General features: G+C 38.3%; 15 protein-coding genes, 1 pseudogene and 1 riboswitch. Of the genes and pseudogenes, 8 read left to right on the forward strand and 8 right to left on the reverse strand.

Annotated features, from left to right (window positions below; genetic code table 11):
- Nucleotides 1-30: 30 nt before the first annotated feature.
- From LJC66_RS05640 to LJC66_RS05650, 3 genes are all read right to left on the reverse strand, one after another.
- The gene (locus tag LJC66_RS05640; RefSeq protein ID WP_195695074.1) at nt 31-1,386 is read right to left on the reverse strand and encodes a hemolysin family protein; all 1,356 of its coding nucleotides are present in this window, start codon (nt 1,384-1,386) and stop codon (nt 31-33) included.
- 59 nt (nt 1,387-1,445) lie between these two features.
- Nucleotides 1,446-1,811: a MerR family transcriptional regulator gene (locus LJC66_RS05645; protein WP_050688249.1), complete on the reverse strand. Its 366-nt coding sequence runs from the start codon at nt 1,809-1,811 to the stop codon at nt 1,446-1,448.
- A 226-nt stretch (nt 1,812-2,037) separates the two neighbouring features.
- The gene (locus LJC66_RS05650) at nt 2,038-2,238 is read right to left on the reverse strand and encodes a hypothetical protein (protein WP_195695073.1); all 201 of its coding nucleotides are present in this window, start codon (nt 2,236-2,238) and stop codon (nt 2,038-2,040) included.
- A gap of 147 nt (nt 2,239-2,385) precedes the next feature.
- On the opposite strand from LJC66_RS05650, the gene gloA2 reads away from it, so the two are divergent.
- Both gloA2 and LJC66_RS05660 read left to right on the forward strand, forming a co-directional pair.
- Nucleotides 2,386-2,784 (forward strand): SMU1112c/YaeR family gloxylase I-like metalloprotein, encoded by a 399-nt coding sequence (gene gloA2, locus LJC66_RS05655; protein ID WP_195695072.1) that lies wholly within the window; start codon nt 2,386-2,388, stop codon nt 2,782-2,784.
- Nucleotides 2,785-2,789: 5 nt separating this feature from the next.
- A complete protein-coding gene (locus LJC66_RS05660; protein ID WP_230932018.1) occupies nt 2,790-3,656 on the forward strand; it encodes a gamma-glutamylcyclotransferase family protein in 867 nt (288 codons plus the stop codon).
- 267 nt (nt 3,657-3,923) lie between these two features.
- On the opposite strand, the gene LJC66_RS05665 is transcribed toward LJC66_RS05660, so the two are convergent.
- Nucleotides 3,924-4,799: an aldose 1-epimerase family protein gene (locus LJC66_RS05665; protein ID WP_230932019.1), complete on the reverse strand. Its 876-nt coding sequence runs from the start codon at nt 4,797-4,799 to the stop codon at nt 3,924-3,926.
- 141 nt (nt 4,800-4,940) lie between these two features.
- Here LJC66_RS05665 and LJC66_RS05670 point away from each other — a divergent pair, with 141 nt between their 5' ends.
- On the forward strand, nt 4,941-5,387 hold the full coding sequence (locus LJC66_RS05670; protein ID WP_016763336.1) for a YndM family protein: 447 nt from the start codon (nt 4,941-4,943) through the stop codon (nt 5,385-5,387).
- A gap of 36 nt (nt 5,388-5,423) precedes the next feature.
- Here LJC66_RS05670 and lepB read toward each other — a convergent pair whose 3' ends face one another.
- From lepB to LJC66_RS05685, 3 genes are all read right to left on the reverse strand, one after another.
- Nucleotides 5,424-5,975 carry a signal peptidase I gene (lepB, locus tag LJC66_RS05675; RefSeq protein ID WP_013055900.1) on the reverse strand — a complete coding sequence of 184 codons (552 nt, stop codon included), beginning with the start codon at nt 5,973-5,975 and terminating at the stop codon, nt 5,424-5,426.
- A gap of 191 nt (nt 5,976-6,166) precedes the next feature.
- On the reverse strand, nt 6,167-6,502 hold the full coding sequence (locus tag LJC66_RS05680; RefSeq protein WP_050688244.1) for a LapA family protein: 336 nt from the start codon (nt 6,500-6,502) through the stop codon (nt 6,167-6,169).
- A 392-nt stretch (nt 6,503-6,894) separates the two neighbouring features.
- Nucleotides 6,895-7,233, reverse strand: a complete 339-nt coding sequence (locus LJC66_RS05685; RefSeq protein ID WP_013055902.1) for a YmaF family protein — start codon at nt 7,231-7,233, stop codon at nt 6,895-6,897.
- Between the two features lie 252 nt (nt 7,234-7,485).
- Between LJC66_RS05685 and LJC66_RS05690 the strand changes: the two genes are divergently transcribed.
- On the forward strand, nt 7,486-7,893 hold the full coding sequence (locus LJC66_RS05690; protein WP_025749486.1) for a DUF1259 domain-containing protein: 408 nt from the start codon (nt 7,486-7,488) through the stop codon (nt 7,891-7,893).
- 212 nt (nt 7,894-8,105) lie between these two features.
- Here the strand turns inward: LJC66_RS05690 and LJC66_RS05695 are convergent, their stop codons facing one another.
- A complete protein-coding gene (locus LJC66_RS05695; RefSeq protein WP_153254297.1) occupies nt 8,106-8,858 on the reverse strand; it encodes a M48 family metallopeptidase in 753 nt (250 codons plus the stop codon).
- Between the two features lie 261 nt (nt 8,859-9,119).
- Here LJC66_RS05695 and LJC66_RS05700 point away from each other — a divergent pair, with 261 nt between their 5' ends.
- From LJC66_RS05700 to LJC66_RS05715, 4 genes and pseudogenes are all read left to right on the forward strand, one after another.
- Nucleotides 9,120-10,364, forward strand: coding sequence for a methyl-accepting chemotaxis protein (locus LJC66_RS05700; RefSeq protein ID WP_230932020.1), 1,245 nt, complete (start codon nt 9,120-9,122; stop codon nt 10,362-10,364).
- 206 nt (nt 10,365-10,570) lie between these two features.
- A pseudogene (locus tag LJC66_RS05705) lies at nt 10,571-11,077 on the forward strand (GNAT family N-acetyltransferase).
- Nucleotides 11,078-11,124: 47 nt separating this feature from the next.
- Entirely contained in the window at nt 11,125-12,279 is a 1,155-nt protein-coding gene (locus LJC66_RS05710) for an amidohydrolase (protein ID WP_230932021.1), read from the forward strand.
- Nucleotides 12,280-12,342: 63 nt separating this feature from the next.
- Nucleotides 12,343-12,444: riboswitch (SAM riboswitch) on the forward strand.
- Nucleotides 12,445-12,512: 68 nt separating this feature from the next.
- Nucleotides 12,513-12,755, forward strand: coding sequence for a hypothetical protein (locus tag LJC66_RS05715; protein ID WP_045293042.1), 243 nt, complete (start codon nt 12,513-12,515; stop codon nt 12,753-12,755).
- Nucleotides 12,756-13,020 lie beyond the last annotated feature (265 nt).

Raw genomic sequence — 13,020 nt, forward strand, 5'->3', positions numbered from 1 at the left:
AGCCGCTTCATGAAGAAGAGGCTCTTTTTATTATGCTTGTGTAACTTCTTGTTCTGGTGAATGACTTTCAGGCTGCACGCGTTCTTCTTCAGGAAGGGCACGTACTTCTACTTCTTTCATTTGGTGACCGTCCATTTCTTTTGCGATAAACTCGTATCCGAAAAGTTTGAACGATTCGCTTTCTTGAATATCGATATTTTGCATTAGCATCCAGCCGCCAATTGTATCGATATCATCATTTTCAATTTCGATATGAAGCACTTCGTTGACTTCTTCAAGCAGTACTTTTGAGTTAAAGACAAAATGCTGATCGCTGATTTTTTGAACAAGCGGCTTTTCATCTGTATCAAACTCATCTCGAATTTCTCCAACGATTTCTTCTAAAATATCTTCAACGGTAACGATACCTGCCGTACCGCCGTACTCGTCAATCAACACAGCCATATGCGTACGTTTCTTTTGCATCGAGCGCAATAGGTCTTGAATCGCTACGGTTTCAATTACTTGAATAATAGGATTCATATAAAGCTTCACGCTTTGCTTTTTTAACGCATCGTTAATTACGACATCGTTTAGAATCTCTTTGACGTTGACTAAGCCGATAATGTTATCTTTGTCTCCGTCAACGGTAACAGGGTAACGAGTGTAGCGATCTTCTACAGCAAGCTTTAAGAAATCTTCAATGCTGTCGTCTTCAGAAACAGCTGAAATTTCTGTTCTTGGTACCATGATTTCGCGAGCAACACGGTTATCGAATTCGAAAATGTTGTTCACGTACTTATATTCAGACTGGTTAATTTCCCCGCCTTTAAAACTTTCTGATAAAATAATGCGCAGCTCTTCTTCACTGTGCGCAAGCTCATGCTCTGAAGCTGGCTTTAATCCAAACATGCCAGTTAATAAACGAGCAGATCCATTTAGTAACCAAATGAACGGGAACATAATTTTATAGAATAAAATTAATGGACGAGCAAACAATAACGTAACTGTTTCAGCTTTTTGAATCGCAAATGTTTTTGGCGCTAACTCACCAACGACTACGTGAACAAACGTTACAAGCGCAAATGCGATAATGAATGAAAAAATATGTGTTAAAGATGCAGCAACACCCATTTTTTCAAACAGCGGTTCTAAAATCTTTGCAACAGTCGGTTCTCCTAACCAACCGAGTCCTAAAGCAGTAATCGTAATACCAAGCTGACACGCAGATAAATACTCATCTAAGTGTGTCGTCACGGTTTTAACCGCATTCGCTCCTTTTTTTCCTTCAGCAACAAGTTGATCTACCCGTGAACTACGAAGCTTCACAATTGCAAACTCTGAAGCAACGAAAAAAGCAGTGAGTACAATTAAAATCGCAAAAATAATTAAGTTAATGGTTATCAATGAATATACTTACTTTATAGTGCTATAAAGTAAGTAAACACCTCCTGTAAATAATAAATTTACGACAGCAGCATCAGCAAAGAGTGCAAAAGAGTGACGCTTTCTGGTGAAAGCCGATTCATCATTACTTTTCGATCTTCTTCATTCAGCTTTTCCATAAGCGGTGCAACTTCTTTTAAACTGTCGTTTAGTACGTAAAATTTGGATGCTAATTCGTCTTTGGAGTGGCTATTCTCGGATTGCTCTATAGAAAATAGAGAAGAAATCTCTTCAAGAGAACGGCCTTCGCTTTTTAATTTTTCAATTAAGTAAAGACGTTTCAGCGCTTCTTCGTTATAAAAGCGATAGTTAGAAGCAGAGCGTTCTGCTTTTAACAACCCAATGTTTGTATAATAGTCAACCGTGCGTTTCGTTACATGTGCCATCTCTGCAAGTTCGCCAATTTTGTATGTCGCAACCCCATCAGAATACCACCTCCTTTAACTATGTCAACCATCACGTGATGGTTTTTATCTGCGTAACTATTTATCTTTTATCCTATCGTAATTAAGTATACGCGCGTGAGATCAAAAAGTTTCATTTTTTTATTAGCATTCAGTATATCTCAAAATAAGGTAGTTTGCCAAAGATTTTATAAAAAACTCGCTTATATTAAGCGAGTTTTTTAGTAGGATGACGTACGATAATGTGCATGCGTTCATACACATATTGAATACGTTCAGTATATTCCATGAACTCAGGGCTCATTGGAGATAGCTGATCAGCAATACGATGCATAATAGCAGCTTCTTCTTTTAACGAATCTAAATTTTGAGTTCGGTCAATTCTTGCTTTAAATGGTAACGAAATCATGTTATTCACCTCGTTGTTATGTTACTTGTTATCAGTCGCTATGTCCGTGACTTTTATCACTCTAGTCAAAGGTGATAACGTAATTATTTGATGTTTGCCGGCATTTTGTGTAGGATGATTAGAAAAGGGTTTTTATGGGAGAATGAAATGAATTTAAAACGAATGCACCACGTAGCCATTATAGGAAGTAATTATGAACGTTCAAAAGCTTTTTATGTAAATGTGTTAGGATGCAAGATTATAGAAGAAACATATAGAAAAGAAAGAGATTCATATAAGCTAGATTTAGAAGTAGCTCCTGGCTATCAAATTGAGTTGTTCTCGTTTCCAAATCCGCCACAGCGTCCTTCAAAACCTGAAGCGTGCGGCTTACGCCATTTAGCTTTTGCGGTTGAAAGCGTAGAGGATTCCAAGCGTGAACTAGAGCAGCAAGGGATTGATGTGGAACCTATTAGGGTAGATGAACTAACGGGAAAAAAATTCACTTTTTTTGCTGATCCGGACGGGTTGCCGCTAGAGCTTTATGAAGAGAAAGAGGGGGAATAAGGAGTATGTGCAATTATTTATTTGTATACGGAACGCTTCTTGAAGGAGAAGGTAATCACGGATTGCTGCATCATGCGCGCTCTATTGCCAAACAGGCAAAAACAAAAGGGAAATTATATGACACAAAGCACGGCTATCCTATGCTCGATATCGACAGTGAACATATTACGTACGGAGAAGTATATGAAGTGACCGATCAGCTTATGTGGAAGGCGCTTGATGAATTAGAAGGATACATTCATGAAGGTCATAAAGACAATGAATATGATAAAGTTGTGCAAACGGTTGAAACGGACCAAGGTGAATTTGAAGCCGTTGTGTATGTAGCAAGAGACCGTTCGCTGCTGCAGGAATTTATCCCGGGCGGAAACTGGCGCGTGTGGAAAGAAGGTCTATTAGAAGGCATGCTGTACTTTGCTTACGGTTCATGTATGGATAACGATCGTTTTATTAAGCACGGGGTGGATCAGCATTTCCAAGACTGTCTCGGCAGAGCTGCTTTTAAAGGCTATACGCTTCGATATAACCACGTTATTCATGACGGAGGACGTGCAGACATGGTTGAAGAAGGCGGAGTCGTTGAAGGCAAATTGTACCGCGTGCCCCCTGAAGCGATTACGTACCTTTACGGCAGAGAAGGCGTAGATAATAACGGCTATCGTCCTGCTATTATTTCTGTCGAGCATGAAGGTAAGATGGTGGATCATGTGCTTACTTTTTTTGTGTTAAATAAAGAAAAAGAAGTCGCACCTCCGGATCACTATTCGACTGAAATTATTCGAGGAGCAACAGGTGTACTCAGCGAAGAATACGTTCAGAAGCTAATAGAGCAAGTCCATGCGCTAAAAAATAGTGATGTTGTAAATAACTAATATAAAAAGAAGCAGGGACAAAAGTAGTTTAGTTGAAGAAAGCTCCGAACGAGTAATCGTTCGGAGCTTTTTATTGTTATGATGAACGCAGGTTTAATCTATTTAGCTGCTTCTAGCTGTTGATTGGAGGGCAAGGGAAAAACTCCAGCCGCCCGCCGAAAGCGAAGCCTTGCACGGAAATCAACAGCGGTGTAACAAGCAGTCCAGATCAGTGATCCCATTTGTTTGTCTTAAGATTGGATTGATTTTGTTATGTTATATGTTGCATCAGCTAAATGAAACAGAGAATTCTGTTTGAAATACACCGTCTTTTGATAAACGGTTGATGCCTAATTTTTCTTTGAAATTTCCGTTGTGATCATGCGTATCTGCAATTCCAAACCAAGGTTCGATGCAAAGAAAAGGAGCGATTGTGTGATTTTCTGCATCATACTTTGACCAAATACCGACATACGGGAAATCATTAAACTGAACGTTAATTTGATTTTCATTAACCGCAGATTTAATTGTAATTCCGTCAATATGGCTAAAAATTAGCGCATCATTTGCAAATAAATCTGCGCTTAGCGGCAGCTGGTGCAAATTTTTTGCAGCACCTTTTTCATGAATAAGAGCGTCTTTTAACACAAATTCCTTCGGTGTAGTTTCAGAAGGCTCTATTTCTAAAAAGTAATCAGAAATCTGCTCGTTTTCACGTAACGGAATACGAAAAGCAGGGTGGGCTCCAATTGAAAAATACATATCGCCTTTATCTTCATTCACTACTTTCCACTGAAACGTTAATCGGTTGTTTTCAAGACGATAGCTGATTTCAACTGCACATTCAAACGGATATACGTCTTTAAAGCGGCCGTTTGTAGCGAATTGCAGCCGTGCCGTTTCGTTTGTTTGTTGGATCACTCTAAAAGCAGAATCACGTAAAAAACCGTGCTGTGGCAAAGAATATATGCGCTGATCAACGGTATACTGATCATTTTTTAATCGGCCCACAATTGGAAACAACACGGGCGATACTCGTCCCCAATAAGCGGGGTCGCCGCTCCACATAAACTGCAGGTCTTTTTCTTTATGAAATACTTCTACAACTTCCGCTCCTTTTTCTTGAATGCTGACTTTCATTTGGTTATTTTCTAGTACAATCATTACAACATCTCCTAAATCATTCTTGTACGCTTGAGCAGTCTCAACCGTACTGGCTTTGCCTATATTATACCCTTCTTGGCAAAAAAGGTATTAATTTCCCTATTTTTGTTCAAATTAATATAGAAAAAGGAGGGTTCAAATATGAATCATGCAACATTATTGCTCATTAAATTTGCAGCGGCACTTATTGCGTTTGGTATAGGCCTTGATTTGTTTTTTGATGCAACCATCGGAGACATTATTTCTTTTAGCTTGCTAACGACAGTTGTGACATATTTAGTAGTGGATCGAATTGTACTGCCTCGAGTGGGCAATCGCGATGCCATTATTGTTGAATTTGTTCTAACCTATATGAGCGTATGGATTTTTGGCACATTGTTATTAGACAGCTACGTTCAAATTGCGTGGGGAAGCATTATTTCTGCAGCTATTATTACATTTGCCGAGGTTTTTGTTCACCGCTACTTATTCAACCATATTGAAACGAAACATACAGCGAGAACGCGTCCGGCTTTTAAGCGAAAACTAGCGTATGACACAGAATTTGCAGAAGAACAGCATGTAGAAAACAAGGAAAATCCAAAATGAAAAGAAAGCTCACTTTTGAGCTTTCTTTTTTATGTGTTAATGCATAAAAGTCATTTCCTTTAAAGGCCAGTATTTCATATTGACTTCTCCCATGATCGAAGAAATCGGAGTGAGGCCAAAATGCCTGCCATCTCGGCTAATGCGTCTGTTGTCACCTAGCACTAATACGTATCCATCCGGTATCGTGCCGTCTGGAGACAGTTCGTACGTGGAAAAATTTTCAGTGAATCGCTCGTAAGCGGGAACTTTGGATAAATATTTATGAAGATGCGGCTCTTTTTTGACTTTGTTATTTATATACAGAACATCATCTTTGTATTCGACCGTTTCTCCTGGTAAGCCCACGATACGCTTTACTAGAAAATCACTGCTGTAGGGAGCTTGCAAAACGACAATGTCAAAGCGCTCTAGCTTGCTGTGTTTGTTAATAATAATTCGATTGCCTTCGTGCAAAATAGGTTTCATAGAATCGCCTTTTACAGTGTAGGGCTGAAACCAATAGTGCTGAACGACAACAGAAAGCAAAACGGTGCCGAGGATGACGCTTGTGTATGTAAGAATTTCACGCTTTATTTTTTTATTGACCATAATGGATGAACACCTTCTTAACGGTAAGACTGTCAATTTAATTTTTTCATAGAGATATAACAGTGTTGATTGTACCATTCAGAACTAAAGTTTTCCATATCTATCTGTTTATGCGTATATGCCAAAAATATGCTGGGCGGAACAAAAAAATGAAAAGAGCCGCTATTCTCTAGAATAACGGCTCTTCTTTATTATAACTGAGCACGCTCAGTTCGAGTAGCTGGTTGATTTGGTTCTTCTTCCACAACAGGCTCAACAGGCTTATGCTGCTTGACTTCTTCTTCCAGCTCAGCAATTCGCTTGTTTTTCTGTTTCACTTGTCCTCTTAGTTGAACAATTTTCACAAAGCTCAATGAAGCAGCAACAACTCCTCCAAACACAGCCGTTGTTAAGATGATTAAAATAAGAGGCCATTTTTGTGAACCAAATACATAGTTAAATTGTACAGGATCGTTGTTAATTACAGCTAAAACAGCAATGATAAGAGCAAATATAAGTCCTAAAATAAAAAAGCTCTGTCCTTTCATAAGCTGCACTTCCTTTCTTTACATGGTCATTACAACTTTTATAGCGTAACCACTCATCTTAAGTGTTTGCTATCTTGCTTATAGGTATACGTATCCACATTTAAACAAAATCAAACATTTTCTTGATTATATATATCTTTCTTTCAAAACACAATATATCGATTGGTGTAGAAACTTTGACATGTCCAAAGACCTGGTATGTCGAACTTTTGGAATAAAGAGCTCGCATATCCTTTTTTGCTTAAGCAGAGGGAGAGACTGGCATTTAACTCATATATGCACAAAGAGACCTTTATCTATTAAAGGTCTCACTTTTAATAAAGGGGTATAAACACAAGATGAAAATCAGTTCAGAAGCTGAGACTTTGGCTTAATTGCATTAAACTATTTCATTATCTATCGCCCGGAGCAGGATGGTCTACACCTTTGACATGATGCCGATGCTGGTTGTCTTCGCTGGTATAAAAGTCATAATAGTGAACATGCATACCGTTGCCAATGGGAATAGCGGGACCAGAGTAGGCTTTGTAATGATGTGTATGTCCGTCTTCAAAAACAACATAGCCTTCTGTATAGTGAATGTGGCTTCCATCCTCGCTTTGAATTGGAGGAGACGTTACATCGAGGCACTGATGGACATGTCCTGACGCAACAGAAGTGTAGTCCACTGAGCCATGATTATGATGAGGAACAAACCCTGAAATAAAATCATCCTTGCCTATTTTTTTCATTTTACTTCCCCCTATAAATTCAATTAAAAAAAACTGCTTAAGTAAATTTTTTAAATGGCATCTAAATTTCTCTGTTTAGTTAAATTCAAAAATACATGCTATTGATATGAACAAAGAAAAATAAATATGACTTTCGATAATCAGGATTTATAAAATGGGTAGTTTTCCTGTGTGTTTGCCGTTTCTACTTGATAACTTTCACATATATTTATTAAGGTAGGACAAGTTATTACAAGAGAGGAAGTCAGCATAATGAGTTGGGAAAATAAAAAGAGTCTATGTCAGGAGTTTGCGAGAATTCTAGGTGGACAAGGCAGTTTAGATGAAAATGGCGTTTGTTTAGTACAAAAATTTCGGACGATTCGTTTTAAAATTTTAGGGCGTCCAACACGCTCTCCGTTAGTTACTCCTCAATTTTTTACTTTTGAAGATTTAGATAGCAAGGGAAGAGCGCTAAATCTAGGTGAAACCGTGCTTTTGCAAGAAGAGGTAAATCCATTATTAACGGAGCTTAGAAAAAGAGATATTAAGGTTACGGCCGTTCACAACCATTGGCTATTTGAAGAGCCGAGAGCAATGTATATGCATTTTGAATCTGTAGAACCACCGTTAGATTTTGCACGAAAAGTAAGAGAAGCGTTTAAAGTATTAAAAGGATAGAAAGCAGTTTTTTATAGAATCAGTTTATTCTTACTTACTGCTCTTAAAATTAGATTAATAAAACTTTAAACATGTATATTATATATTGGTTTATAAACTGCGCTTGAATGAACCTATCAGATTAACTAATTTTTGAGGAGTGAGATTATTCGGGTACTTCTATCCAAATAAAAAAAGCACGCGTTCGCCGCGTGCTTTTTTTATGTATAAACTTAAAATGCGTTTAGGGTGTTATCGCTTAACCACTGTTTGCGTTCAGCTGCATCTTCGAATAACTCATCTGCATTTGTAAATTGAGAAGCAATGACATATTCAATTGTTGCAAGAGGAGCTGTTAGCAAACGCCAGTTTAATACAATTGTATTATCTTGAGTCGTAGCGTATTCTTCACCTAACTCGTCCCACTTAACAGATTCAGGAGCATTGTCTGCTGCTTTTTTAACAGATTTCAAAGCTTCTTGGAATTTTTCACCTGCGCGGCCTTGGTACCATTCTGTTAATAGTTGTCCAATACCTTCATTTGTTTGCTGCTCGTTCCAGCTTTCAGGTACTGTAGCAATAAATTTTGCACGGAATGTCATTTCAGCCTTTGCTACATCTCCACGAACGATGTTTAAGCGGTATTGACGTCCTAGGTAAGGGAATTTGTCTCCTTCTTCAAAAGAACCAGTTTTAGCTGCAGAAGCTGCTGCTTTAGGAGCCTCTTTTTTAGCTGTTTCTTTTTTTACTGCTTCTTTCTTTGGAGCAGCTGGCTTTTCCTCAGCTGTCTGTGAACCGTTTAGTTGTTTTAAAATCCATGTTGCTTTGCGTGCGATGATTGAACGCACATTGTTTTCATTAAGACCTCTCGGGATAATAACTTTTACCCCTTCTTTGTCACAAATTTGCACCGTGATATCGGTTCTATTTGGAACGACTTCAATTTTGTAGTCAATTGTTTGATTGCCTGTTTGATACGTATACATAAAATTTTTCGTACTCCTTTCTACAAATCTTCATTTTATAAGCAAAGGTAGAGTTTGGTCAAATGAAAGAATAATCAGACAGTTATCAACTGCTGTTGCAGCGCCTTGCAGAATGATATGTATTCCAATGTTTAGTGGAAAAGCGCCAATAATAATTGTTTCAATTCTTCTTTAGTTTTTACAAAAAAATATAAAAATATGCCGATACTACTAATATAGATTAGACATTCTATGTCTTTAGATTGTATAGGGGATGAAAAAATGAAAAAAGTTTTTCAAAGTTTACGCATGAAAATGCTATGTATGATTGCAGCCATGGTGGCCATAACATCTACTGTAATTGAAGTAACAAATTATTATCTTATTGTGAAACAAGAGCAAGCAGCTTCGATTACGCTAGTGATTACATTTCTGTTTGTTTCTTTTACAACTACCGTGTTCTATTTTATCATACGTCGCTACATAATTGCGGTTGAAAATTTGTCAAAAACAATGAAAGGGATTTCAAACGGCGATTTATCTGTAGATGTTGTTCCTTTGAAAGGGAAAAATGAGATTAGTACACTCATATCTTCATTTAATGAAATGATGACTCACATGAGAATGCTGCGTCAGAAAATAAGTAAAACAAAAAGCACGGTCAGTCATTCCTCAGAGCAATTGCTTGCAAGCATGGAGGAAACAAAAACAGCTGTAACAGAAGTTACGATGTCTATTCAAGAGATTGCTGCGGGTTCTGATAAGCAGTTGTCAAGTGTGGTTGAAACCGAGCAAGCTATGGTGGATATGGCCAAGCTACTTCAGAAAATGACTGATCATTCTTCAAAGGTACAACAATCGATGAACAGAGCCTCTGAACATGCTTCTACGGGAAATGTTGCGGTGAAAGAGGTGACGAATCAAATGAATAAAATCTATGAAACAGTTAAGATATCCACCAGTGAAGTAAAGGGGCTCGAAGATCGTTCCGCAGAGATTGGCCGCATTATTAATACGATTACAAGAATTGCTGAACAAACAAATCTTCTTGCACTTAATGCTGCTATTGAAGCTGCAAGGGCTGGAGAACATGGAAAAGGTTTTGCTGTAGTAGCGGGGGAAGTACGTAAGCTAGCGGAAGAATCTAAAACGTCCGCTATACAAATCAGTCATCTGTTAAAAGAAATTGAAGCGCAGGCAAAGCAGGCTTATCAAAACATGGAAGTCAATACAGAAGAAGTCACGCTTGGCATTGCCACTGTCGAAGATGTAACGCAACAGTTTTCCACAATTATTGAAGATGTCTTTGCCGCTCAAGGACAAATGAACAAAATGACAAAGGCAACAGGAGAGATTGATGGGTATTCATTTAAGGTAATGGAGTCTGTCATGGCCCTTTCGGAGATCGCTAAACAAGCAGCTGCTTACGCTGAAGAAGTAGCTGCGGCTTCACAGGAGGAGTTAGCATCTATAGAAGAACTTGTGGTGTTGGCCGCTAATTTAAAATCTACGGTAAGTGAGTCCTGAAGTCTATCTTGATATGTACGTAATACGCGCAGTTTTCTGCGTGTATTTGTTTTATTTATACCCTTTATAGAAAACGATAAATAGAATTGACACGTTATAAAAGCAGTTGTATAGTGAGTACGCAAGGCGGCAGTCTGTCTTTTTTAATTCTTAGTAAACTTATAAGTTAAATAAAATATTTAAGCACTACATAAGGAGACGAAGAGATGAAAAATGAATTCCGTTTGGCAACAAATGACGACGCAGATAACTTATTGAACTTAACTCTACAAGCATATAAGCCTATTCGAGAGCTAGGCATTCCTTTCTTAGCAGCTACTGCTGATCTTGCCCTCGTTAAGAAAAATATTTCTCAAAACCTTTGCTATGTATATGAAGAAGATAAAAGAATCGCTGCAACTGTGTCGATACGAATGCCTTGGGGAGAACATCCAGGTCCGTTTGCTGTTCCGCACCTTTGATGGTTTGCAGTAGACCCGTCGTTTGCCAGGAAAGGCGTTGGTTCTAAGCTGCTGTATCTAGTAGAGGAAGAGGTAATAAAAAATACGTTTAAATCACCAGGTGTGTCTTTAGGAACAGCAAAAGAACATCCTTGGTTAGTTGAGATGTATGAACGAAAAGGATATGTTCAAGCTAAAGAAAAGCACCTTGCAGAAGGTTATACGACCGTATTTCTTTATAAAAAATTCAATGAGGTACACTCTTTGTCGTAAAAGATAGAGAAGTGATCTAAATTAAGAAATGTGAAAGAGTGATAAAGATGACAGATCAATTACTACTAAATGAGCTAATAGACATACGCCGTGAGCTGCACCGGTTTCCAGAGCTTTCAATGAAAGAATATGAAACAACTAAACGTATTAAAAAGTGGTTAAAGCACTATGATATTTCTACAGCGGATGCATTCCAATTAGACGTAGGAGCAGTAGCAGAAATTGTGGGAGGAAAGCCGGGACCTACTATCGCTATTCGAGCTGATATTGATGCGCTGCCAATTGAAGAAAAGACCAATCTGCCATTTGCTTCTGAAGTGAACGGTGTTATGCACGCATGCGGCCATGATTTTCACACGGCTTCTATAATCGGAGCAGCTATCCTTCTTAAAGAGCGTCAGCAGGAGCTTTGCGGTACGGTTCGATTTATCTTTCAGCCAGCCGAAGAAACGGCTTCTGGGGCAAAAATGCTAGTGGAAAAAGGTGTGCTTGAAGGAGTGGAAGCGATATTTGGGATGCATAACAAACCGGATCTTCCTGTAGGGACCATAGGTATCAAACCGGGACCTTTAATGGCAAGCGTTGATCGTTTTGAAATTGACGTCAAAGGAGTAGGAGGTCACGCGGGCATCCCTGAAAAAACAGTAGATCCGATTGCTGCTGCTGGTCAAATTGTTACTAGTTTACAAACCATTGTCAGCCGTAATCTCAGCCCCTTTCAAAATGTTGTTGTCAGCATAACTCAAATCCACGGAGGGAGCTCGTGGAACGTCATTCCTGACAAAGTAACGCTTGAAGGAACGGTGCGTACCTTTCAAGAAGAAGCGAGAGAAAAAATACCGGCTCTTATGAAACGAACTGCTGAAGGGATTGGCGCAGCTTTCGGGGCTTCAGTAGACGTTAAATGGTATCCATATCTTCCTGTAGTCAACAATGATGATACGCTGGAAAAAATGGCTATTAAAGCGGCAGAAGATCTTAGTTATCAAGTCGTAGAAGCTGAACAATCGCCTGGAGGAGAAGATTTTGCCGTATATCAGCAGCATGTACCAGGATTTTTTGTATGGATGGGTACAGCTGGAGAATATGAATGGCACCATCCTTCTTTTTCATTAAATGAAGAGGCATTACTTGTAGCAGCTTCTTATTTTGCTAATCTAAGCTTTCATTTTTTGAATTCATTCCATTACCAAAAAAATTAAAATATTTTTATTTTTCTATTTACGCGGATGAAATTGTTTGATAAAATAAATTTTAAATTAAAAAAGTTATCACGAGTGGACGAGAGATCTGGCTCTTTGACTCCACAGCAACCTACGAATGTAAGGTGCTCCTACCAGCAAAGCATGTGCTTTGGGTGATAAAACGGGTGAAAAACTCATTTTGCATCAAAGCAAAATGAGTTTTTTTTATTTTTCTAAAAGGAGAGGGTTTTATGAGTCATACAGCAGTTGCAGCACATACAGGAGAGAAAGCATTAAAGGAAGCCGTGAAATTATTAGGAAAGCATTATGAAGTAGCTTATCGTGAATTAGAAACATTTTACGAAATTGTGGTCGAAAACCAAGTTCGTACATATGCTGTAGGCATAGATATTAAAGATGTACAAAAAGCAAATGAACTAGAAATTTATTCATCATGCTGTTCCAAGCTTGAGCGAGTAGGCTGTCTGTTATAGAAGTCTGCTCGCGCCTCTATTTTTTAAGTATTTTTAAATAGAAAGCATGTTTTTTGACAACCGAAGAATCTGGTGGGTATAATCATTACTCACTAGGTTTCAAAATTAATCATAAATTGTCGAAATTTTTACACAAATTAAAGGTTACATTCGAAATGAATTGTGGTATGTTATAAAACAAGAATATTTTATGAAAGGAGCATTGAAATGGAAATGTCTCTTGAACACGGAAACGATGCAGGAAGCGAACAGCTTATTGATCGTA

The sequence above is a fragment of the Priestia sp. TSO9 genome, assembly GCF_021029645.1.
Lineage (GTDB): Bacteria > Bacillota > Bacilli > Bacillales > Bacillaceae_H > Priestia > Priestia megaterium_E.

Coding starts and splice junctions, on each gene's coding strand:
- lepB (WP_013055900.1), bottom strand. CDS start 5,975: ATGGTCAATAAAAAAATAAAGCGTGAAATTCTTACATACACAAGCGTC.
- LJC66_RS05680 (WP_050688244.1), bottom strand. CDS start 6,502: ATGAAAGGACAGAGCTTTTTTATTTTAGGACTTATATTTGCTCTTATC.
- LJC66_RS05695 (WP_153254297.1), bottom strand. CDS start 8,858: ATGTATACGTATCAAACAGGCAATCAAACAATTGACTACAAAATTGAA.
- LJC66_RS05670 (WP_016763336.1), top strand. CDS start 4,941: ATGAATCATGCAACATTATTGCTCATTAAATTTGCAGCGGCACTTATT.
- LJC66_RS05685 (WP_013055902.1), bottom strand. CDS start 7,233: ATGAAAAAAATAGGCAAGGATGATTTTATTTCAGGGTTTGTTCCTCAT.
- LJC66_RS05665 (WP_230932019.1), bottom strand. CDS start 4,799: ATGATTGTACTAGAAAATAACCAAATGAAAGTCAGCATTCAAGAAAAA.
- LJC66_RS05645 (WP_050688249.1), bottom strand. CDS start 1,811: ATGGCACATGTAACGAAACGCACGGTTGACTATTATACAAACATTGGG.
- LJC66_RS05715 (WP_045293042.1), top strand. CDS start 12,513: ATGAGTCATACAGCAGTTGCAGCACATACAGGAGAGAAAGCATTAAAG.
- LJC66_RS05690 (WP_025749486.1), top strand. CDS start 7,486: ATGAGTTGGGAAAATAAAAAGAGTCTATGTCAGGAGTTTGCGAGAATT.
- LJC66_RS05660 (WP_230932018.1), top strand. CDS start 2,790: ATGTGCAATTATTTATTTGTATACGGAACGCTTCTTGAAGGAGAAGGT.
- LJC66_RS05710 (WP_230932021.1), top strand. CDS start 11,125: ATGACAGATCAATTACTACTAAATGAGCTAATAGACATACGCCGTGAG.
- gloA2 (WP_195695072.1), top strand. CDS start 2,386: ATGAATTTAAAACGAATGCACCACGTAGCCATTATAGGAAGTAATTAT.
- LJC66_RS05650 (WP_195695073.1), bottom strand. CDS start 2,238: ATGATTTCGTTACCATTTAAAGCAAGAATTGACCGAACTCAAAATTTA.
- LJC66_RS05700 (WP_230932020.1), top strand. CDS start 9,120: ATGAAAAAAGTTTTTCAAAGTTTACGCATGAAAATGCTATGTATGATT.